This is a genomic window from Streptococcus gordonii (assembly GCF_001553855.1).
Taxonomy (GTDB): Bacteria; Bacillota; Bacilli; order Lactobacillales; family Streptococcaceae; genus Streptococcus; species Streptococcus gordonii.
The window spans coordinates 1-15,843 of record NZ_LQWV01000012.1; the positions used below are offsets into that span (position 1 = coordinate 1).

General features: G+C 33.5%; 15 protein-coding genes and 5 tRNA genes. All 20 read right to left on the bottom strand.

The features are described 5' to 3' along the window. Nucleotides 1-183 precede the first annotated feature (183 nt). Nucleotides 184-666, bottom strand: coding sequence for a sigma-70 RNA polymerase sigma factor region 4 domain-containing protein (locus AWH02_RS03070; RefSeq protein WP_045772576.1), 483 nt, complete (start codon nucleotides 664-666; stop codon nucleotides 184-186). 201 nt (nucleotides 667-867) lie between these two features. Next, nucleotides 868-941 (bottom strand) — tRNA-Asn (locus AWH02_RS03075). Between the two features lie 5 nt (nucleotides 942-946). Further along, nucleotides 947-1,018, bottom strand: a tRNA-Glu gene (locus AWH02_RS03080). Nucleotides 1,019-1,194: 176 nt separating this feature from the next. Further along, on the bottom strand, nucleotides 1,195-3,177 hold the full coding sequence (gene ftsH / locus AWH02_RS03085; protein ID WP_060553302.1) for an ATP-dependent zinc metalloprotease FtsH: 1,983 nt from the start codon (nucleotides 3,175-3,177) through the stop codon (nucleotides 1,195-1,197). Nucleotides 3,178-3,195: 18 nt separating this feature from the next. Next, a complete protein-coding gene (gene hpt, locus AWH02_RS03090; protein WP_060553301.1) occupies nucleotides 3,196-3,738 on the bottom strand; it encodes a hypoxanthine phosphoribosyltransferase in 543 nt (180 codons plus the stop codon). A 4-nt stretch (nucleotides 3,739-3,742) separates the two neighbouring features. Continuing rightward, nucleotides 3,743-5,020: a tRNA lysidine(34) synthetase TilS gene (gene tilS, locus AWH02_RS03095; protein WP_060553300.1), complete on the bottom strand. Its 1,278-nt coding sequence runs from the start codon at nucleotides 5,018-5,020 to the stop codon at nucleotides 3,743-3,745. Further along, nucleotides 5,017-6,297 (bottom strand): serine hydrolase, encoded by a 1,281-nt coding sequence (locus AWH02_RS03100; RefSeq protein ID WP_045772579.1) that lies wholly within the window; start codon nucleotides 6,295-6,297, stop codon nucleotides 5,017-5,019. Before AWH02_RS03100 ends, tilS begins: the two co-directional genes overlap by 4 nt. Further along, nucleotides 6,297-6,416, bottom strand: coding sequence for an SP_0009 family protein (locus tag AWH02_RS11070; RefSeq protein WP_037622626.1), 120 nt, complete (start codon nucleotides 6,414-6,416; stop codon nucleotides 6,297-6,299). Before AWH02_RS11070 ends, AWH02_RS03100 begins: the two co-directional genes overlap by 1 nt. Before the next feature lie 2 nt (nucleotides 6,417-6,418). Then, nucleotides 6,419-6,787: an FtsB family cell division protein gene (locus AWH02_RS03110; protein ID WP_012131073.1), complete on the bottom strand. Its 369-nt coding sequence runs from the start codon at nucleotides 6,785-6,787 to the stop codon at nucleotides 6,419-6,421. Next, complete coding sequence (locus AWH02_RS03115) at nucleotides 6,780-7,046, bottom strand: RNA-binding S4 domain-containing protein (RefSeq protein ID WP_012131074.1); 267 nt, start codon at nucleotides 7,044-7,046, stop codon at nucleotides 6,780-6,782. Before AWH02_RS03115 ends, AWH02_RS03110 begins: the two co-directional genes overlap by 8 nt. A 65-nt stretch (nucleotides 7,047-7,111) precedes the next feature. After that, nucleotides 7,112-10,615 carry a transcription-repair coupling factor gene (gene mfd / locus AWH02_RS03120; protein WP_111705915.1) on the bottom strand — a complete coding sequence of 1,168 codons (3,504 nt, stop codon included), beginning with the start codon at nucleotides 10,613-10,615 and terminating at the stop codon, nucleotides 7,112-7,114. Beyond that, a complete protein-coding gene (gene pth, locus AWH02_RS03125; RefSeq protein WP_060553299.1) occupies nucleotides 10,608-11,177 on the bottom strand; it encodes an aminoacyl-tRNA hydrolase in 570 nt (189 codons plus the stop codon). The genes mfd and pth overlap by 8 nt, the downstream gene beginning before the upstream one ends. Nucleotides 11,178-11,250: 73 nt before the next feature. Beyond that, nucleotides 11,251-12,366 (bottom strand): redox-regulated ATPase YchF, encoded by a 1,116-nt coding sequence (ychF, locus tag AWH02_RS03130; RefSeq protein WP_008808030.1) that lies wholly within the window; start codon nucleotides 12,364-12,366, stop codon nucleotides 11,251-11,253. Nucleotides 12,367-12,475: 109 nt separating this feature from the next. Beyond that, nucleotides 12,476-12,549: transfer RNA gene (locus tag AWH02_RS03135), tRNA-Asn, on the bottom strand. A 5-nt stretch (nucleotides 12,550-12,554) separates the two neighbouring features. Next, nucleotides 12,555-12,626, bottom strand: a tRNA-Glu gene (locus tag AWH02_RS03140). A gap of 61 nt (nucleotides 12,627-12,687) precedes the next feature. Then, the gene (comE, locus tag AWH02_RS03145) at nucleotides 12,688-13,455 is read right to left on the bottom strand and encodes a competence system response regulator transcription factor ComE (protein WP_008808031.1); all 768 of its coding nucleotides are present in this window, start codon (nucleotides 13,453-13,455) and stop codon (nucleotides 12,688-12,690) included. Further along, nucleotides 13,452-14,810 (bottom strand): competence system sensor histidine kinase ComD, encoded by a 1,359-nt coding sequence (comD, locus tag AWH02_RS03150; protein WP_060553298.1) that lies wholly within the window; start codon nucleotides 14,808-14,810, stop codon nucleotides 13,452-13,454. Before comD ends, comE begins: the two co-directional genes overlap by 4 nt. Nucleotides 14,811-14,825: 15 nt before the next feature. Continuing rightward, nucleotides 14,826-14,978 (bottom strand): bacteriocin, encoded by a 153-nt coding sequence (locus tag AWH02_RS03155; protein ID WP_008808033.1) that lies wholly within the window; start codon nucleotides 14,976-14,978, stop codon nucleotides 14,826-14,828. 170 nt (nucleotides 14,979-15,148) lie between these two features. Beyond that, nucleotides 15,149-15,222 (bottom strand) — tRNA-Arg (locus AWH02_RS03160). Between the two features lie 42 nt (nucleotides 15,223-15,264). After that, nucleotides 15,265-15,744, bottom strand: a complete 480-nt coding sequence (gene rlmH / locus AWH02_RS03165) for a 23S rRNA (pseudouridine(1915)-N(3))-methyltransferase RlmH (protein WP_060553297.1) — start codon at nucleotides 15,742-15,744, stop codon at nucleotides 15,265-15,267. Between the last annotated feature and the right edge of the window lie 99 nt (nucleotides 15,745-15,843).

Sequence of the window (15,843 nt, forward strand, 5' to 3'; positions counted from 1 at the left end):
CAGTTTTCAAAGGTCTTTGTCTCCCTCCGAGACAACTATCTTAGTATATCATCTACTACCTCTCCTGTCAACTACTTTTTTGAAATTTTTTTATATTTTTTTATTATTCTTCTTGTCGTTGGCTTTTTTCTTGAGCATGAAATTGGAAAACAGACTGAAAGGGAGATCTCCTCTCCCTTCTTTTTAATCTAAACGGGGATTGAAATCCCTTAAGTGGTAGGACAAATCTTTGAGCATTGCCTTACGTCCTTTGAACCTTTCATCTGCCATCAGACGCTCATATTGTTTTGATTCTTCTGGACTGAGCTGACTTCTATACTCTGCCATTGCACTTCTAAAGGCTACCAATTCATCCAGATACAGCTCTTTCATTCTTAAACGATGACCTATCTCGCTGACCTCTTCATAGGGTTGCCTGTCCAATTTCCGCTTTTGACTCTCTTGGCGACGAATCAAATCATGAATTCTGTTCCGAAACTTGGTCTTGAAGTAACGGTACAGGCGTGGATGATCTTCCAGTAGGTTGGGATGACTTTTTAATAATTCGTACAACACCAACATTCCTTCCTGCCTCCAATCTGCATACTCCCATAAGTGCAGATAATAATCTTTATAACAGCGCTTGACTATCCCTTCAACTTGTTTGTATACGTCCTCAAACTTCATTGACTAGTCCTTTCTTTTGGTTTTAGAGGATTCCTCCTCACCTATTAATCTATCAAAGATCCTGGTTTTCTTGGACGTTGTTCGGTATTTGTTTCTTTAAATTTATTGTCATGTACTAATTGATTATTCTTGTTGCATGTTATCCTTGTTTTAAAACATAAAAAAACAGGAAGAATTTTCTTCCTGTTTTTTTATACCTAACTCCGGCAGTAGGACTCGAACCTACGACATCATGATTAACAGTCATGCGCTACTACCAACTGAGCTATGCCGGATAATATAGTCCGTACGGGATTCGAACCCGTGTTACCGCCGTGAAAAGGCGGTGTCTTAACCCCTTGACCAACGGACCATAAATACACAACATAGAACATTATATCAGTTCCTTTCGTTTTGTCAATACTTTTCTATTTATTTTTTTAATCATCTTTTATTGGTGATCTAGTAATTATGTTATATCTATCAAATGAGTTTGATTTATGACTAACTTCTCAAAAAAAGAATCCCAAAATGAGATTCTTTTTGATTTTATTCAGCTGAGTTGTTTTCTTCCATTTTTGATTTAATTTCGTCATATGAAAGTGCGTGCGACTCTTTATCTTCATCTAATTGATCTTCAGATATTTTCCCGGTTTCATAAATAGATTTAATTTGATTACTATCCAACGTTTCATATTTCAGAAGCGCTTCAGCTATCAATTTATGAGTTTCACGATTTGATTGAATGATTTCTGCTGCTTTGTTACGTGCTTCATTTAAGAGGTCGCGTACTTCAGCATCAATTTCATAGGCAGTCTGCTCAGAGATAGATTTTGGTGGATTATAAGCACCTGGAATCATAGCATGATTTCCTTCATATTGTACGGGACCAAGTTTGTCGCTCATACCATATTCTGTAACCATGCTTCGAGCCATTTGTGTTGCCTGTTCGAAGTCGTTAGAAGCTCCTGTTGTTTGAACATTAAAGATAATTTCTTCTGCTACTCGTCCACCCATGAGACCTGCTAATTGCTCTTTCATATCCTCTTTAGATAAAAGCATTTGGTCTTCTTTAGGTAAGGCGATCATATATCCTCCAGCACGACCACGAGGTACGATAGTTACCTTATGTACGACACGAGCATTTGAAAGAACCAAACCAACAATTGTATGACCCGCTTCATGATACGCAACGATTTGGCGGTCACGCTCTGAAACAGTCTTATCTTTTTTAGACGGTCCTGCAATAACTCTATCTTCAGCTTCATCAATATCAGAAGCATCAATTACTTTCTTATTCCGACGCGCTGCTACCAAGGCTGCTTCATTTAGGACATTTTCAAGATCTGCACCAACAAATCCTGGAGTCTGCTGAGCAACTAATTTCAAATCAACATCTGTAGCCAAAGGTTTGTTTTTAGCATGAACACGTAAGATAGCTTCACGACCTTTGACATCTGGACGACCGACTAAAACTTTTCTGTCAAAACGTCCAGGACGAAGAAGTGCAGGATCCAGCACATCTGAACGGTTTGTTGCAGCGATAACGATAATACCTTCGTTTCCTTCAAAACCATCCATCTCAATAAGAAGTTGGTTTAAAGTTTGTTCTCTCTCATCATTACCACCGCCAAGGCCAACACCACGCTGACGACCGACTGCATCAATTTCATCAATGAAGATGATTGCTGGAGCTGCTTTTTTAGCATCTTCAAATAATGAGCGAACACGACTAGCACCAACACCAACAAACATTTCGACAAAATCTGAACCAGAAATACTGAAGAAAGGAACACCAGCTTCTCCAGCTACTGCTTTAGCAAGAAGAGTTTTCCCTGTTCCTGGAGGGCCTTCGAGGAGAACTCCAGCAGGGATACGAGCTCCAAGCTTGGTATAACGTTTAGGATCTTTAAGAAACTCAACTACTTCAACCAATTCTTGCTTTTCTTCTTCAGCACCAGCAACATCAGAAAAACGTACCTTGATTGATTCTTTGCTAGCAGCACGCGCTTTGTTGCGGCCAAAATTCATCGCACCACGAGCACCACCGCCACCACTTTGATTCATCATAGAAAAGAAGAAGAATCCAACAATGACAAGTGGAAAGACAGAAATTAAAATATTAAGCCACATTCCACTGGAGCTTTCTCGCTTGATACTAATCTCTGTTTTGTTTTCAGCTGCTAACTTTTGTAACTCAGAAATAGTTGAATCCGCCGGCAATATGATGCTGGTGAATTTTTTAACTGATAATGAAGGGGATGGGAAAAATTGAATGCCTGTTGTATCTTTCACTTCCTTAGATTTTTTATACGTTCCGGAAATCTCAACAACACTTCCATTTGGCTGGTAACTAATATCTTTTACGTTACCTTTTTCAATTTCTTTAACTAATTCTGTGTAATTAATCTGTTGACTGCGGTTGACAGAATTTCCAGCCATCAAATACTGAAAACCTGTTACCAAGGCAATCACAACTAAAATGTACAGAAGTGGATTTTTTACTAATCCATTATTTTGCTTATTTTTCATTTATATATAGTAAACCTTTTATTTTGTATATACTTCTTCCTTCAAGATACCTACATAAGGTAAATTGCGATAGTTTTCAACATAGTCCAATCCATATCCAACTACAAATTCATTTGGAATTGTGAAGCAAGTGTAATCTGCCTCTATTTCAACAAGGCGTCCTTCTGGCTTATCCAAGAGTGTAGCAATTTTAACTGACGCCGCATTTCTATCTTTGAACATTTCACAAAGGCTTTTTAAAGTCTTTCCAGTATCAATGATATCTTCAATAAAAAGGATATGGCGACCAGCGACATCTTGGTCAACATCTTTTTTAATGTTAATTACACCACTGCTAGAAGTTCCACCATGATAGCTAGATACAATCATGAAATCCAGTTCAATATGAGTATCAATGTGCTTAATCAACTCAGCCATAAAAGGAACTGAACCTTTTAAAACACCAACTAGAATAGGATTCTTTCCATGATAATCTTCTGTTAATTGAGCACCTAATTGTTTAGCAGCAGCAACTATCTCATCGTGCGAAATCAGTACTTTTTTAATGTCTTTTTCTAACATAATCTTACCTATCTATTTTTTTAATATAAAGAACATCTTTCATTATATCACGTTTCGAGTTCTTACTCAAATCACCTGTTACAATTCCAGCAATCCCTAAAATTTCATTAAATTGTTCCACAATGACAGCTTCATCTCTTTCTTTAAGAGAGTATTTTTTATCTATAAAATAGCGAGCTAGTTTTTTATGGTGACCATTTAATAAAATTCTATCTCCAGACTGTCGGTGACGGAGCACAATAGAAGTTTTACGTGAAACAGGAATCATCTGAACCTCTCCACCAATTAATTCTTTCCCAAAAGAGAAACAATAACCACCTAGTTCAATAATATCTTCAAATTGTAGCAAAATAGCTACCTTTTTTGAATCAGACTTAGGACCGATTTTCTGAATTTTAAAGGTTTGATAGTCTTGGATGAGCTCATATTGATTTTTAAGATAATGGTGATAGTTGGTTTTAGTATTTACAATATGTAAAATATCATCAAACTGTGCTTTACTTAGTTGTAAATCAGGAAATTTTTCAAGATATTCCTGCAATAAAAAAACTTGAACTTCTCTTTTTTGCTTCCTAAACGTCTGTAAATCCGTCATATTTAAGTCTTTTGTTAAGCCGGAAAGAGCTTTTTGTAATTGAGCAATTTCTAAACCTAAACCTATAATAGCTTGTTTGATTCTGGGGTTTTCTGTTTCTAAAAGCGGGAAATATTGGTTTCTTACACGATTTCTAAAATAAGTATTTTCAAAATTTGAGGCATCTTCAAAATGAAAAACCGTCGGAAAATCAGTTTTAGAAAATTCCAACAAGGGTCTGATTAACTCGCCACCACCAAAAGGCTGCCTATCTTTCATACCAGACAAATAGCGTAAGCGACTTCCACGTAGAATCCGCATAAAAATCGTTTCTGCTTGATCGTCTGCATGATGAGCTGTCACCAAGGCAGTACAATCTTCTTCTTGCATGACTTTTTTAAAAAAATTATAACGAAAATCTCGAGCTGATTTTTCTGAAAAAACTCCAGAAAAACTTGATGTAAGAATCTTTACACCAAGTTTTTGAGCAATTTCTTTTAATTGTTTTTCTTCTTGATCAGCTTCAATTCGTTGTTTATGGTTGATATGAGCTAAGATAAGTTCTATATCCAACTCTTTTTGATACTTATATAAAAGATTCAATAAGGTCATAGAATCAAGGCCACCAGAAATAGCCAACAAAACTCTTTGATGCTCAATAAAATAAGCTTTTTCTTTACACTGTTTCAAAAATTGTTGCTCAATCATTTCAGCACCTCATAGACATCATTGGCTATTTTTGAAATAGTGTCATAGTTTGAATGATTAGTGAAAACCGATATGATAAAAGGTGATTCACTGTAAACAATGGCAACGTCATGTTTGAAATCATAAGCATCACCAATCTTATGAGCAACCTTCACTGGAATATCCTTAGAAATCCTCTGATTATCAAAGTTGGTCTGCGAAAGAGTGTCAATAATAGAACCATTTTGATAATAAATAGCTTCCATTACATTTCCTGCCATTTTAGCAGAGGCATTTCTTTCTTCCACATCCCATTTTCTACCTGCAATGTTTTCAATAGTGGAACGGTAGGTCGAGCTTGATTTATCTGTAACATAGTAACCTAAAATATTGGTTGCGGCGTTATCAGATTCTTTGGCAATATGATTAATGAGATCCTGTACACTGTATTCTTTATTATCCGCTTCTTTGGGTAAACTCCCACTTCCTTCCGTATCATAAGCTCCAGAATAATCATTAACATCCTGAATATATTTTAGTCCTTGTGCAAGTGTAAATTTCCCTTTATTTAATTCTTCTTGAGCATAATAAAGAATTGGCAATTTAGTTACACTGGCAGAATACATCTCTGTATCTTGATTAATTCCTGCCGTTTTTCCTGTATTCAACTGTTTGACATAAATAGAAAAGTCCGCCTGATTATATCGACTAGTTAAGATTTCTTGAACTTTTTCGATGCGATTATCTGTATCTGAAAGATAATCCGCTCTTACCCAACCACTATTTTCAATTTTTGCATATTGGGCTGTTGGTGTTGTAGCTAGTTGAGTGATTTTTACAGAAGTATAGGCTGATTTATTACTATTAATTTTTTTGACACCATTTACATAAGCTTTTTCATAAACTGTAAAACCTGGTTTCAGCCACACTGTTTGATTTGTATCTTCCAAAGCCAAGACAGTATCATCATAAATGGAACGTTTATCAGCAACTACAAACTGACCATTGGATAACTTAAAGAGAGGTAACCCTTGAGAATTGACTACTAATTCAGTCAACTTGAAAGGCTGATTTGGAGATAGCTTCCCAGAAATCTTATCTAGTTCTGCAGAAGAAAAAGTTAAAACTTCTTCATAAACATTTGGATTGGTAGGAAGTGTTTGATAATAATTGCTGTAGCTTGTATTGGTCAATTCATACTGTTGACTTGTTGTCAATGGAATATCTTTTTCTGTGCTAATGACTATATTACTGCAAAAGAAAGCCGGTAACAACAATAAAGCTAAGTATTTCCTCATCAATCCTTCCTTTCTGTATTTTTTTCTTCTCTCAATTCTTGATTCTTTTGTGAAAGTTCTTCTAATTTTTCCTCTGAGAAAGTTAAAAATTTCTCCACTGTTTTAACAATATTATCCATGATTACTGTGGTAACAAATCTGGTATATTATAGATTGTCTCTCCTTCTTTAGCATAGAAATATTTTGCTCGAGCGTACTTAGCGGCATAGTCATCATCCTTTAAACGCTTAGACAAGTTTTCTTGATATTCTTTTTCCTTACTCAACTCATCATATTTTTCTTGTAATTCAACAAGCTTTTGCCGACGTTCTAGAAGAGTTTGATAGGATTGTACTAAATTATAAGTTGGTAAAATGAACAAAAGCATAACTAAAATTAAAACCCAGCCCATAAAACGATTTTTTTTGCGACGCTCTTCTTCTAAATAGCGTCGACGCTGATTTTCATCCTGAATGTACTGATTATTTAATTGAACAATATTTTTAGACATCTTCTTCTACCCTTGTTTCACTAACAATTTCATACATACTTGCTGCATCTTCTTTTTTGGTACTATCTTTCATTTCTAATACTTTCACAGTAAGTAGTTTATTACCAAAACGAATCTCAACAATATCATCTGTTTTTAAGTCTGTTGAACTCTTGGCTAGAATTCCATTTACTTTTATTCGCCCTTTATCAGCAACTTCTTTTGCAACAGTTCGCCTCTTAATAATTCTTGATACTTTTAAATACTTGTCTAATCTCATATTCCTTACCTCAATTCTCTTAATATTCTATCATGTTTTAAAGAAAATGAAAAAACAAAATCCCCTCAATCCTCTTTTCTTTGTTTTATCTCCACCAACTTTTGACCAAACTGAATTAAATTTTCTAAGATTTCATAATCTTTTTTCTGACGAACATCAAAAATAACTTCAATTAGTTTGTCGCTTTCTCCTATACGAGCTTTTAAAGTTGTTGCAGCCAAAGCTTCAAAATAATCCTGGGTCAAGAATATTTGCTGTGACATCTTTTCAAATCTAACAACTACGGTCTGCTGTCTGCGTTCGACTAAAGAAACAAAGGATTTATCCAAATATGATTTCAACAGACCAATTTCCAATAAATAGGCAACAACATCTGGATACTCTCCAAAACGATCTATCAATTCTTCTTGTAAATCTTCATAATTTACACGGTTGTCAATTTCACGAATACGTTTGTAAATTTCAATTTTTTGACGTTCATCTGATATATAATCACTTGGTAAATAAGCATCAATTTGGAGATTAATTTCTGCATTACTTTTTTGTCTTTTTTGCTCTTTACCTTGCTTCTTAGCTATTGCTTCTTCTAAAAGCTGGGAATACATTTCAAATCCTACAGAATCAATAAATCCTGATTGAGAAGCTCCAAGAATGTTTCCTGCTCCTCGAATGGACAAATCTCTCATAGCAATTTTAAATCCTGAACCTAGTTCTGTAAAACCTTTAATTGCTTCTAAACGTTTTTCAGCCACCTCAGTCAAAGTTTTATCTGGACGATACATAAAATAAGCATAGGCGATACGATTACTCCGACCTACTCGTCCCCTAAGTTGATACAAGGTTGACAGACCCATATGATCAGCATTTTCTATAAATAAAGTATTTGCATTTGGAATATCAACCCCTGTTTCAATAATGGTAGTTGTAACCAAGACATCATATTCTCCATTTATAAAGTCAATTAGAGTATTCTCCAATCTAATTTCACTCATTTGACCATGAACAAAACCAATGCTTGCTTCTGGGACTAACTCTTTTAATTCAGCTACTTTTTGCTCAATTGTGTCAACTTTATTGTAAAGATAGTAAACTTGTCCTCCACGATCTATTTCTCTTACAATTGCATCTCGAATAATAGTTGGATTAGTTTCTAAAACATAAGTTTGAACTGGATAACGATTGGTCGGAGGAGTTTCAATGACTGATAAGTCTCGAATACCTAACATTGACATGTGTAAGGTACGAGGAATAGGAGTAGCAGTTAAAGTTAAGACATCAACTTTTGTTTTTAATTCTTTTAGTTTCTCCTTATGCTTAACTCCAAAACGCTGTTCCTCATCAATAACTATCAGACCTAAATCTGCAAATTCAACATCCTGTGATAAGAGCCTGTGAGTCCCAATAATGATATCCACTTGACCTTTTTTCAAACCTTCTAAAGTCTCATTCTGCTCTGCCTTTGTCCTAAAGCGACTTAGAACATCAACATTAACAGCAAAGTCATTAAAACGTTCTTTAAAATTTGTATAATGTTGCTGAGCAAGTACAGTTGTTGGCACCAAAATTGCAACCTGCTTATGATCATTAACAGCTTTAAAAGCCGCCCGCATTGCTACTTCAGTTTTACCAAAACCAACATCTCCTACCAATAGGCGATCCATTGGTTGCTTGCTTTCCATGTCCTTTTTTATTTCTTGAATACTTCGTAATTGATCCTCTGTTTCAACATAAGGAAAATCATTATCAAATTCAATCTGATTTTCGTCATCACTAGAAAAGGGAAAACCTTCTAGCTGGCTCCTCTCTGCATACAATTTAATTAAATCATCTGCAATATCTTCCACTTGATGCTGAACTTTTTGTTTTGTCTTTTGAAAACGACCATCATTTAACTTATTGACTTTTGGTGTCTTTCCATCACTGGCTACATATTTTGATAGGAGTTGGATTTGGTCAACTGGAATCGATACTCGATCGGCATTTTGGTATTGAATGGTTACGTAATCTCGATGAATACCAGAAATTTCAATGGTTTCAATTCCTAGATATCGTCCAATACCATGTATATTATGGACAACATAATCTCCTTTTTCTAACTCATTATAATCCTTTAATCGCTCTGCATTAGATATATTTTGCCGTCTTACACGTCTTTTAACTTTCTTTTGGAAAATTTCATATTCTGTAATTAATACAAGTTTTTGGTCTACAAAATTAAACCCCTGGTTTAAATTTCCTTGTATAAGTTGCACTGAATTTTTATGGATTTCTTTATCATTTATATACTCTACCTGAATGTCGTATTCTTGTAAATTTTTATGTAAAGATTGTAAAGCAGATAATGAAGATGCTTGCAGGATTACTGTAGAACCTGCCTTTTTATAGCGATCAATTTCATCTTTCAATAAAGAAAATTGACTAAAAAATTCCTGCATAGGGTATTGATTGAATTGATAAAGAGAATCAAATTTTAAGTTACCTAAACCTTTGTGAAAATTTGAAAGAAAGGTGGCAGGTTTGTAATTTCTAAAATCTGGATAAGCATTAACAAAATATTTCTGATTTGAAACAGCTTTACTAGATTGTAAATATTCTGTCAAAATAGTTGCAGCTTCCATTTCAAATTGTGCATTTCGTTCTATGATTTTTTGAAAATCATCAAAGAAAATAGGAGTATGTTTTGGAAGATAATCTAGAATAGTCCATTCTTTCTCATAAAAATAGGATAAAAATTTTCGAGAATCTGGATGAAGTTGACGTTTTTTAACATCTTGTAAGATCTCTTCAAGATAAGATTTTAGACGGCTATCCTGACTTGCTTTTACTGCCTCTTCTATTTTTTTCTGAGCTCTTAAGTAATCCTCATCTGCAAACAATATATCGTTTGCAGGATGAATTAAAACTTGATTTAAATTTTCAATAGAAGTTTGGCTTTCTGAATCAAAAATACGTATTCCATCAATCTCATCTCCGAAAAATTCTAAGCGGTAAGGAGAAATACTATCTTTATCAAAAATATCTAGGATATCACCTCTTAAACTGAACTCACCCTGATTAAAAACTTGTGATTCTTTTCTATAACCAATCTTAATCAAAAAGTTTACAAGGGTATCAAGGTTATATTCTTGACCAACTTTTAGTTCTATAATTGAAGATTTTAATTCATTTGGATTTGGCAAAAAAAGGCGACTAGCTGAAAGATTTGTGACTAGAATACCTGACTCATTGTCATCTAATAAAAAATTTAATGCTCCAATCCGAGCATATATTTTCTCTTGAGACGAGAAGATAAATTCAGCCATAGGCGCATCGTCAGCTAAAAAATTATATACTTTTTCCTCACCTAACAAAGAAATCAAGTCACTAGATAACTTTTCTGCTTCACTATAACCTGATGTCATAACGAGAATTTTTTGATGTTCATCAAGAGCGGAGGCTATTGCAAGTGCTTTAGTCGAACCAGACAATCCCATTAGTAACTGTCTAGCCTTTTGATTTAGATTTTTTTTCCAATCTAAAATTTGCTGGTTTTGACAAAATAAATCAATCAAGTTCATTTTATTACCCATTATACTTCTGCATTGCTTGTTCAAAATTGCCTGATTGTAAATAATAATTTACAGCATTGTCAACCTTGTCAAGAGTATTCAAAATAGTTATGTAATCATCTTTATCAAATTTTCCTAAAACATGATGAACCACTGTCATACCTTCTTTAGGACGACCAATACCTATTTTAACTCGTTTAAAATCTTGAGTACCTATATGTTTAATAATCGATTTAATCCCATTATGACCTCCTGCTGAACCTTTTGCGCGTAAACGAATCTTACCAACTTCCATATCTAAATCATCATAAATGACAAGTAAATCCTCAACTTCTAAACCATAATAAGTTAACAAAGCATGAACTGCTTTTCCACTTTCATTCATAAAAGTTGTTGGTTTGATAAAATATACCTTTTCACCATTTAAGAATGTTGAAGCGATTTCTGACTGAAAAATTTTATCAGTTGTAAACTTTAAATTTAAATCTTTACATAACTTGTCAACTAACATAAATCCAACATTGTGTTTTGTTTCAACATATTTATCTCCTGGATTTCCTAACCCAACAATTAATTTTGTCATTATTATCCTTTCAAAGCTTAAAAGGGTTGGAAAAATTTTTCCAACCTATTCTTTATTCCATTTATACTTTCTTTTACACATTAAATCGGAATTCCATAATATCGCCATCTTGAACGATATATTCTTTTCCTTCTTCACGCAAACGTCCAGCTTCTTTCACTGCTTTTTCACTTCCATAATGCAATAAGTCATCATAAGACATGGTTACCGCTCGGATGAAACCTTTCTCAAAATCTGAGTGGATGATACCTGCTGCTTGAGGGGCTTTCATTCCACGTTTGAAGGTCCAAGCGCGAACTTCTTTTTCACCAGCTGTAAAGTATGTTCCAAGTCCCAACAGGTGGTAAGCTGCTCTGGTCAGTTTATCCACACCTGATTCAGTCAAGCCAATAGCTTCTAAAAATTCTGATTTATCTTCATCATCCAATTCAGAAATTTCCTCTTCAGCACGCGCTGAAATGACTACAACTTCTGCATTTTCTGTTGCTGCAAATTCCCGAATTTGCTTTACATAGTCAATATTATCTGGATCAGCCACCTCATCTTCACTGACATTGGCCACATAAAGCACAGGTTTAGTCGTTAAGAGAAAGAGCCCTTTAACGATCTTCTGTTCTTCTTCTGTAAACTCAATTGTCCGAGCTGAGATACCGTCTTCGAGAACTGGCTTAATTTTCTGTAATACATTAAATTCCGCCACAGAATCCTTATCTTTTTGAGTTCTTGCCATCTTCTCTACACGCGCATAACGTTTGTTGATACTTTCTAAGTCTGCTAAAATCAATTCTAAATTGATTGTTTCAATATCTGCCATTGGATCAACAAAATCAGACTCGCGGCCCTGTTCCCTCATGACATTTTCATCATCAAAAGCACGTACAACGTGGACGATAGCATCTACTTCGCGGATATTGGCCAAGAATTTATTTCCAAGTCCTTCTCCTTTTGAAGCACCTTTCACAATTCCAGCAATATCTGTAAATTCAAAAGTTGTTGGAACTTTTTTCTGTGGTTTGATGAGCTCTGTTAATTTATCAAGACGTGCATCCGGAACTTCCACTCTTCCAACATTAGGGTCAATTGTTGCAAAAGGATAGTTTGCTGCTTCTGCCCCCGCTTTTGTAATTGCATTAAATAAAGTTGACTTGCCGACATTAGGTAATCCGACAATTCCTGCTGTTAAAGCCATTTAGCTCTTCCTTTCATCTTTTCAGTTCAAATTATTATACCATAAAACAGACTAAGTCTGTAGAGGAAAATATAAACAAAAAAACACTCAATTAATTGAGTGTTAGCGACTCCGGCAGTAGGACTCGAACCTACGACATCATGATTAACAGTCATGCGCTACTACCAACTGAGCTATGCCGGATAATATAGTCCGTACGGGATTCGAACCCGTGTTACCGCCGTGAAAAGGCGGTGTCTTAACCCCTTGACCAACGGACCATATATGTCTCACAATAAGACATATTTTATTATACCAGTTTATCTCACTTTGTCAACAGTTTTATTTTTTATTTTCTTCTTTTTTACTTTTTGCTTTCAGTATTTCTTTTAAATATCTGACACGTAATCGAGAAATTGGTGAACGATGACCATCATAATACAAAACATCTTTTGTTTTTTTGTCGTATCCACTAATATTACTAATATTAGATAGGTATGACTTGTGTGGTGAGAAAAAATATCCAAGTTCTTTATCTTGTTCCTGAATTTCTGCTATTGTTCCATAGAATTCCTTAAAGAAATTTTTTCCAACAACTCTTAATTTATAAGGACTTCCTGTTGTCTCAATATATAAAATATCTCTAAAAGGAATTCGAATTTCGTTTCCTCTAAAACTATACTCAAAAAAGTCAACAATATCTGTATTTTCAATTAAATTATTTCGTGTATAAACGATGCAATCTTTAACTCTTTTCTTAAAAGAATTATCATTTATGTCTTTGTCTATAAAATCTAACGCTGATACTTTATACTTAAAAGTTAAGGTCGCAAATTCTGAATGACTCGTAACAAAAACAATGATAGCATAGGGATTATGTTGGCGTATAAATTGGGCCATTTCTAGACCTTTTTGTTCTTCTCCTTTGATATCTATATCTAAGAAATAGAGTTGATTTACCTCGTCTGACTCAACATATTCTTTAAATTCATGAATTTTTCCTGTTACTTTTGCTTTAATTTCAAGATTAAGTTCGCGAGAAATTTCTTCGAAGACATTTTCAATTCTCACTTGATGTTCAATAGTATCTTCTAGCACTAATACTTTCATATTTTTTCCTTTCTTTTAAATCTTACAACTTGTATAAAATAATTTGTTTCTATATCTGTTTCCAGAATAACTTCATCATATTTGTCAATAATTTCTTTGACATTATTTAAACCTAATCCTCGATTTTCTCCTTTTGTTGAGAAGCCTACTTCATAAATTTCTTCTAAATTAATATAACGGCTTTGACGAGAATTCTGAATTACAAAAACAATTTCTTTATCTAGCTTTACTAAAGACACGTTCATTGTTTTTGAGGGACTTTCAGCTGCCCCTTCAACCGCATTATTGAGCAATACACTAGCTACTCGAACTAAATCTAAAAGTTTCATAGGTAATGTCTCAATAACATCCTTCATTTCAAATACGATCTCTACTCCACACTCTCGAGCCTTAAATATAGTTTGAATTAGCACACTTCTCAAGGCAGTGTCTTGAACATTATTTAACTCAAAAAAAGTATAGTCATCTGATCGAAGGGAAATATTAGCTTGACTTAAAACATTATGAAAGATTCTCTCTACTTCTTTCATATCACCTGAGTTAATTCCTGTTTGTAAACTTATTAACATACCAGCATAATCATGACGAAAACCTCGAATTTCGTTATAAAGACCTACAATTTCATCTGTATAAAGCTGTAGTTGTCTTTGTTCTTCCTTTTTTTGCTGAATTTCTTTTGCTTTTTCATGTTGTTCACGAGCAGACTTTAAATAAAATAAAGTCGACAAAAACATAATAAATCCTATAGTGGCAATCATACTAGCAAAACTATTAAGATGTGCGTTTTCGCTAAACCAATGAGAAATATTTAATAAGATATGAATTACTATATATGACTTATTAACATTATATAGATCATTTTTATAAATTGGTTCTTTATAATATTCAAAATAAAAGTCAAAAAAATCAACAACCTTTAAAATAATAAACAAAGATAAAAGATTAATTATAATGTAAAAAATATCGTAATGTTGTTTTACAAAATAATCTCCTGTTATTGAAGAAATAATGACAGATAAAAAAGTTTCGGAAGTCTCCACAGATAAATAGATAACAAACGATAAAAACAAATTCAAGTAATTATCATACTCTTTTCTTTTAAGAAAATATTTGTAGAAAATAAGGGGTTGAATAAATAGGAAAATATAGTGGAAAATACTACTTATTACATCTCCAAAACTTGGAATTTCAATAAGAATTGAAGAAATAATTGAAATTCCAAAAACAATACTAAAGAATAAACCAATAAATTTTATATCTATCTTTTTACTCTGCATAATTTTCTTATGAAATATCTCATAAGAAACAACTTGTATAATAGTTGGAAAAAATGCAATTATTATCTTCAAAATCATCTTTAACCCCTAAAATTATTTTCTTTTTAAAAAAATATCTCTCCAAATTGAATTATTAATCCTATGTCGAATATCTCCACCAGTAACTTGCTCTAATTTTCTTTCTGTCAAAATTTCAAATTGTTGTAACTCTTTTGGCAATAGATTTTGTTTGTTTTTCTTTTTCATAAAAATATCTCCTAATAATTTTTTGTAAAGTTAACTTACAAGATTATTATACAGGGAGATTTCCCAAATATAGAAAATCAGCTTCATATGCAAGTAAATCTAACTGAAATGTCATTTTTTAAAATTTTATTAAAAAAAAGAGTGCGCTTGAGCGCACCCTCAATCTTATCTGATCCCAGCAAGATTCGAACTTGCGACCGTTCGCTTAGAAGGCGAATGCTCTATCCAGCTGAGCTATGGGACCATACTTTATTATTGTAACAAAAAGACCGTATAGCGTCAAGATTCATTTATGATAAGGACTTCCTTGCTGAATCATAAAAGCACGATAAATTTGCTCCATTAAAACTAAACGCATTAATTGATGAGGTAGGGTTAATTGACCAAAACTCATCAAAAGATTTGCTCTTTCTTTTACTTTAGGAGACAAGCCTAAGCTACCACCAATAATAAAAGTGATATCTGAAAAACCTCGAACTGAAGCATCTTCAATAACTTTACTAAATTTTTCAGAAGGAAATTGCTGACCTTCAATAGCTAAAGCAATCACAAACTCACGATCTAATACTTTAGATAAAATTCGTTCCCCTTCTTTCGACAGAATTTGTTGGTTCTCTAATAAACTTGCCTTATCTGGTGTTTTTTCATCAGCTAATTCAATTATCTCTACTTTCGTAAAACGACTGAGTCGTTTTGAGTATTCTGCAATCCCTTCTTTAAGGTATTTCTCTTTTAGTTTTCCAACTGTTACAAGCTTTATTTTCATAATTTCATTTTATCATATTCACACTTTATTCACACCATTTCAATGAGAAATTTTTACCTCATCTATAGATTTTCTAATAAAAATTAACGTTTTTTCTAA